Raw genomic sequence first — 6,270 nt, forward strand, 5'->3', positions numbered from 1 at the left:
AGCGTCTTGCTACCGCTGCCGTCGGCACTTGCAACTTTCAACACACCGCCAGCTTCGTCGGTCCACTCCACATAGGCGATGCGTCGTCCGTCGGGTGAGAACGCCGGTTCGAACTCGAGCGCCGAAGAACGAGTAAGTCGCACCGGCGTGGCGCTCGGCGTAGCCTTACGCCACAAGCGGCCGAGCGCATTGAATACGACGGCCTCCGAGTTGGGCGAGTACGCCAACTGACGAATCGCCTTGACTGGAAAGGTCTTCGGCGCGAGATCGTGGGTAAAGCGCGGCGGCGTCGTGATCCGATGCTTGGCCTGGACTCGAAACGGGATTTGGGTCGCCGTCGCGGTCTGCATGTCGACCTTGAGCAGCTTACCCTTGCCCCAGATCGCGACGTGCCGACTGTCGTTGAACCAGCCGTATTGCGGGTAATAGATACCTTGCCAGGTATAGTCGGCCTGCGCGTCGCGATCCAGATCGTCGAAGATCGGTCGCTGCTCGCCGCTCGCGAAATCGTATAGAAACAATACCGTCTTGGTCTTCACGCGACGAATGAATGCCAGACTGCGCCCGTCCGGCGACAGCTGCGGTGTGGTCGCGCTGCCAAAGCCTTTGATCAGTTCCTCAGTCTCGCCAGTCCGCAAATCCCGCCGCATGATGGCGTAATGAATGTGATTGGCGTCGATGAACACCACAGCCTTGGAAGGCGCCGTGAGCTTCTCGGTGTAATAGAGATAGCGTCCATCGCGCGACAGCTGCGGCTCGTGCACGTTCTCGCCATTGGCCGGTGCGTCCACCAGCGGCCGCCCCGAGCCGCCGCTCTTCATGTCGAACAGTCGCAACTCGGCCGCATGCAACTTCTCGTCACTGGAGAATAGCCGTGCCGCTACGATCGCATCGCCCGTCGGCGACCAGGTGGGACCAGTGATCGCGTTCACAGTCTCATGCGTGACTTGCCGTGCGTTCATCCCATCGACAGTCGACACCCATGCATTGTCGCCGCCGCTCTCATCGCTGATGTACAGCAACTGATTGCCATCAGGACTGAAGCGTGGTCCACGCTGCATCGGAGCACCGCCGTGGATCAGCTTGGCATCGCCGCCCGTAGCCGGCAGCGAATAGATATCACCGAGCAGATCGAACACCAGCGTGCGGCCGTCGGGACTCACGTCGACGCTCATCCATGTGCCTTCAGTGACAGTGAATTCCGCATCGGTTGCAGGCTGACCGGTGTCGCGAACATCCCAGGCATGCAGCGGCCCGGCGGTGAACCCCAACATCGCTGCGAGGAGCGCGAGGCGCATTCTATTTGGCATGTTCAACGGCCTCCCCACGCTTCTTTCCAATCGATGCCATTGCGTTGTTGCAGCTCCCAGTAGAAGCGGCCGCGCGGGCGGTCGTAGTTACCGATCTCGTTCATGCTGAGCGAATCGAACAGACGGCCATTCACCATCGTGTAGCGGACGCTGTTGCTGTGATGGATATCTTCCAGCGGATTGGCGTCTAGCACGATGAGGTCGGCCAGCTTGCCTGCTTCGATGGAGCCGACATGCCGATCGATGCCCAGCGTGGTCGCGGTATTGAGAGTCGCGGCCCGTAACACATGCAGGTTGCTCATGCCGCCTTCAGCCAGCAGCGCCATCTCCCAATGCATGGCCAGCCCAGGCATCTCGCCGTGCGAGCCAGCATTGATCACCACGCCGGCGTCATCCAGTCGCTTCACGGCACGCGACACGGCGCGAAAGCCGATGTTCCAAATTTCATCAGCGGCCTGAATGCTGGTCATCGCGCGAGCATGGGGCGGAGCGCCGTAAGGTGTTCCGAGCGGGCTGTAGCCGCTCAAACTTTCCTGCACGTACAGCTGGACCTTGGGATCCTTCCAGGCCTGCGTGGTTTGATACATATAGTTGTCGCCGAACAGCTCGCCGAAGTTCACCACCAGGGTCGGCGTGTTGTGCGCCTTGGCGCGGGCCATAAACTGGACGATGTCGTCGTAGAAGTTCGCGAACGGCAGGTTGTGCTCGAGATTGGTGTGGCCGTCGATGATGCCGGTGATGTTGTTATAGAACTGGCTCTCACCTTCCAGGTCCACCATCACGCCGGCTGCACGGCCCGCTTTCACCAGCATCTGCCGCTGCTTGCGGCTGGGATAGCGATAGCTCTTGACGATGAAGGCTCCCAAAGCTTGCTTGCGCGCGATGGCAAGTTGCGCATCACTGTAGCTGTCGACGGGAACGTGCGCGGTTTGCTGGCGGCGCCCCCAGAGCGCGCTACCGGTGCCTATCCAACGCGGCCCTACGGTGATGCCGGCCAGAGTCGTCTCGGTGCTTTCGAAGCTGGTCAGCTCGGTGGGATACGGATCGAAATTTGTGGTGACGCCAAAGGCGAGCGCGGCGTAACGCATCGGCTGTTTCTGCGGCGTCACACCGACACCGAAGCAACAATCGATATGACCGTGCGCATCGATGAGTCCAGGCATGATCGTCTTGCCCGACGCGTCGATGACCTTCGCGCCCGCCGGGATCGCAACTGTATCGCGGCTACCGACCGCGACGATGCGATTGCCGCTCACGACGATCGAACCGTTCTCGATCACCTGATCGCCTTGCATCGTGATGATGCGAGCATTGGTGAACGCGACCGTGCCGACCGGGATGTCCGCCTTCGCGTCCAAGCCGATGGTTGCATACGAACCGGCGATCTCATCGCCGCTGCCGCCCGACACCGTCGCACGATACAAGTTCGCACCTTGCACCCAATGCAACGTCGCGGAATCTGGCGACCACGCGAGCGCATCGCCCGCGTCTTTCGTCAAGCGACGCACCGGTGCTTCATCGCTGGCCGCGGAGATCGACTGCGATCGGCCGGTCTCTCGATACGGCGTGACGTAGTATTGCTGACGATCTCGGAACGCGATCCAGCGTAGATCCGGACTGGGGCGCAGATCGAATACATCAGCATCGACGGTTCGTGCATGTTCGCGCCGATCCAAACCGTCCAGCGTCACGCTGATTAACAGTTGCACCGCGCCGCCATCGGAGCTGCCGGCTTGCGAGAAATAAATGCGCTCACCGTCAGGCGAGAACTGCGGCGAGGCACCGTCCTTGGATACGCGATGGCTGTCACCACCCGACGCGGCCACCCAATAGACGCCAGGGTGCGTGCGCATGCCTCCCATGCTGACTTCCGCTTCCTGGATGCGATACGCAATACGCTTGCCGTCCGCGGAGAAACTCGGTTGGCGGATCACGCCCGAACTGGTGACAACCGTCTTCGCGCCCGTGCCGTTCTTCGTTGCAATCTTGAGCGCGCTGCCCCGTTCGTCATCCCACTCGACGTAGACCACGCGACTGCCATCACGCGAATACCGAGGCTCGAAAGCAAATGCGGGTCCCTGACCGAAACGCACCGGCGTACTCGCTGGCAGCGACTTGCGCCACAACTGCCCGAGCGCGGTGAACACCATCGACTGACCGTCCGGCGACGGTGCGAGATGACGGATGGCGCGCACTGGAAACGTCGCAGGCGCCAGCTCGTGCTCGAAACGCACCGGCTCGGTCACACGCTGACGCACGTCGGCACGAAATGGAATCGGCGTGACCGTACCGTCAATGACGTCGATCTTGAACAGCTCGCCCTTGCCCCAGATCGCTACGTGGCGATTGTCTGGAAACCAACCGTACGCGGGGTAGTAGTTGACCTGCGCCTCGTACGCAGCCTGCAGATCCCGATCGAGTCCGTCGTATACCGCTCGCTGCGCCTTGGTCTCGACATCCATGACGAACAGCACCGTCTTGTCCATCACCCGGCGCACGAAGGCCAGTTGCTTGCCGTCCGGTGAGATGCGCGGCGCGAAGGCGCTACCCCATCCGGTTGCGAGTTCTTCAACCGTGCCGCTTGCCAGCTCGCGACGCTTGACGGCGTAGTTGATGTGATTGCCGTCGATGTAAATCGCAAAGTCCTTGGCGAGCCGCTCGGTGTAATAGACGTAGCGCCCGTCTCGCGACAGCACCGGTTCGGCCACATCTCGATGGTTTGGCGGCGCGGGTACCAACACGCGCCTGCCGCCCGCCACATCGAACAGTGCGATCTGTGCTTCGAAGCGCTTGGGATACCGCCCTTCGATCATCGCCACAGCCACGCTCTGCGGGTCTGGCCCCCAACTCGCCGACATGACGAGGTTGGCGGTCTCGTGCGTCACCTGCCGTGCTTGCGTGCCATCGACATTGGACATCCAGACGTTCTCTGTGCCATCCACATCGCTGACGTACAGCAGCTTGCGACCATCGGCACTGAAACTCGGCGTCCGCTGCATCGCTGGACCGCCGTGAATCACGCGTGCCTCGCCCCCTTTGGCATCGATCGCATAGATGTCGCCGAGCAAATCGAAGACGATGCTGCGTCCGTCCGGACTCACATCGAGGCTCATCCAGGTGCCTTGCGTGGTCGTGAAGGCAAGCTCGCGCACCGGTTGTCCAGTGTTGGCGATGTCCCACTCCGGGGTTGCCGCGGCCAGCGAACCGACCGCGCCACCGGCGGCGATGAGACCGAACAGTATGCTCATCGCCCCGCTCTTCGACTGCTGCACTCGGCGTCTCTCCATCAGAAGCTGTATGTGGTCTTCACACCGAAGGTGCGCGGCTTGGTGCGGTTGGCCTGCGACCAGATGTCGAACGGATCGACCAGCTTGTTCTCATTGGTGAGGTTGTTACCGAACAGCTCGACCGAGATCTGCTGCCAGGTGGCACCGATGCGCGCCCCCAGCAACGTGAAGCTGTCCGAAGACTGTTCGACCGCACCCGGCACATACAAGAAGGCGTCCGTGTAATAGACCTCGTCGCGATGATTCAGATCGAGGTGCAAGAAACCGCTGACGCCGGCTGCCCAAGCGAAGGAATAATCCGCCGCGAAGGTGTAACTGAACTTGGGCACGTAATCGACCTTGTCGCCCACCTGGTTGGCCGAGGTGATTTCACCAGGGCGATTGACCGCCTTCACTTCCACGACTTCGCCGTCGAGATAGGTGCCGGAAACGCTCAACATCAACGAGTCAGCCGGCCGCCAGCCGAAGCCCACTTCGAGGCCCTTGATCTCGGCGCGGCCGATGTTCGAGGTGAGGTTCTGGAAAGCACCGCCGGGCCGCTGCACCACCCCACGACGCAGCATGTCGTCATAGTCGGTGAAGAACGCCGCGACTTCATAGCTCAGCCGCGCGCCCGGAATGACACCCTTGCTGCCTATCTCGTAATTGATCGCTTTCTCCGGACCGTAGGCGACGGCGGGGAACAAATTGAAACCGCCGCTGCGGAACCCCTTGGCGACATTGGCGTACAACTTGACGTTGTCGGTCAATGCGTAGGAACCATAGACCCGCGGGTCGGTAGAGGTGAACGTGTCCTGATACGTGGCGAGCGGGAAGCCACCAAAGCTGGTGACTCTGTCCCGGAAGCTACGAACGCCGGCGCCGATCTCACCGCGCTCACCCACCTTGATCGAGCCATCCGCGAAGAACGACCACGAGTCGCTCTGGTACTTCTCGATGTATTCCGAGTTGGTGAACAGGAAACCGTCGTACAGGCCGTCGGTCAGGCCATAGTAGTCCGACTTCACTTTGCGATGGTAAGCACCCGCCGTGTACTTGAACGCGCTATCGCCCTTGGAGACCAGTCGCACTTCCTGGCTCGATTGATAGCTTTGATCGTCGTAGGTGCTGATGCCTTGGGAGCCATTGGCATACGAGTACGTACCCTCACCGGCAAAGTACGGCAGTGTGTACTCACGGTAGTAGTCGATGTAGCTGGTGGTGGCGATGATTTCGGCGAAGCCAAGATCGTAAGTGCCCGCCAGGCTGTACAAGCCGTACTCGTCGAGCCGGCGGCGAATGCGCCGATCATCGCTGATCGGCATATTGACGCGATGATCCGCGGTTTCGTAGTCCAAGCCGAGTTCGCTGGTCAGGTGATAACTGGCCGCGGTCAGATCGAGAGTAAGATTTTCGGTGGGCAGCCAACGCATCTTCACACGCACGTTGGTGATGTCCTGGTTGTTGCCGTCTTCGATGCCGGCCGCCGGCTGATCGATCCAACCGCCGCCTTGTTCGCCGGTGGCAGCAATGCGCACCGCGAGTTTGTCGGTCACCAGCGGCAGGTTGAGCACGCCGCTGATCTTCTCGTTGGAATCGCCACCATCGATGAATGACACATCCGCGGCCACTTTGCCTTCAATCTTGTCCAGCTTCGGTACGCCGGTGATGAAGCGCACCGCGCCCGCCACGGC

General features: G+C 61.1%; 2 protein-coding genes and 1 pseudogene. All 3 read right to left on the bottom strand.

Features of this window, described 5'->3' with window-relative positions; all coding sequences use genetic code 11:
- Positions 1 to 1,310 (bottom strand): annotated as a pseudogene (locus JNL55_RS05860) (hypothetical protein); the annotation flags it as partial.
- 2 nt (positions 1,311 to 1,312) lie between these two features.
- Entirely contained in the window at positions 1,313 to 4,558 is a 3,246-nt protein-coding gene (locus JNL55_RS05865; protein WP_293850603.1) for an amidohydrolase family protein, read from the bottom strand.
- Positions 4,559 to 4,596: 38 nt separating this feature from the next.
- Positions 4,597 to 6,270, bottom strand: a 1,674-nt coding sequence (locus tag JNL55_RS05870) for a TonB-dependent receptor (RefSeq protein WP_293850606.1), incomplete at its 5' end; no start/stop codon positions are given.

This window comes from Steroidobacter sp., assembly GCF_016790065.1.
GTDB lineage: Bacteria > Pseudomonadota > Gammaproteobacteria > Steroidobacterales > Steroidobacteraceae > Steroidobacter.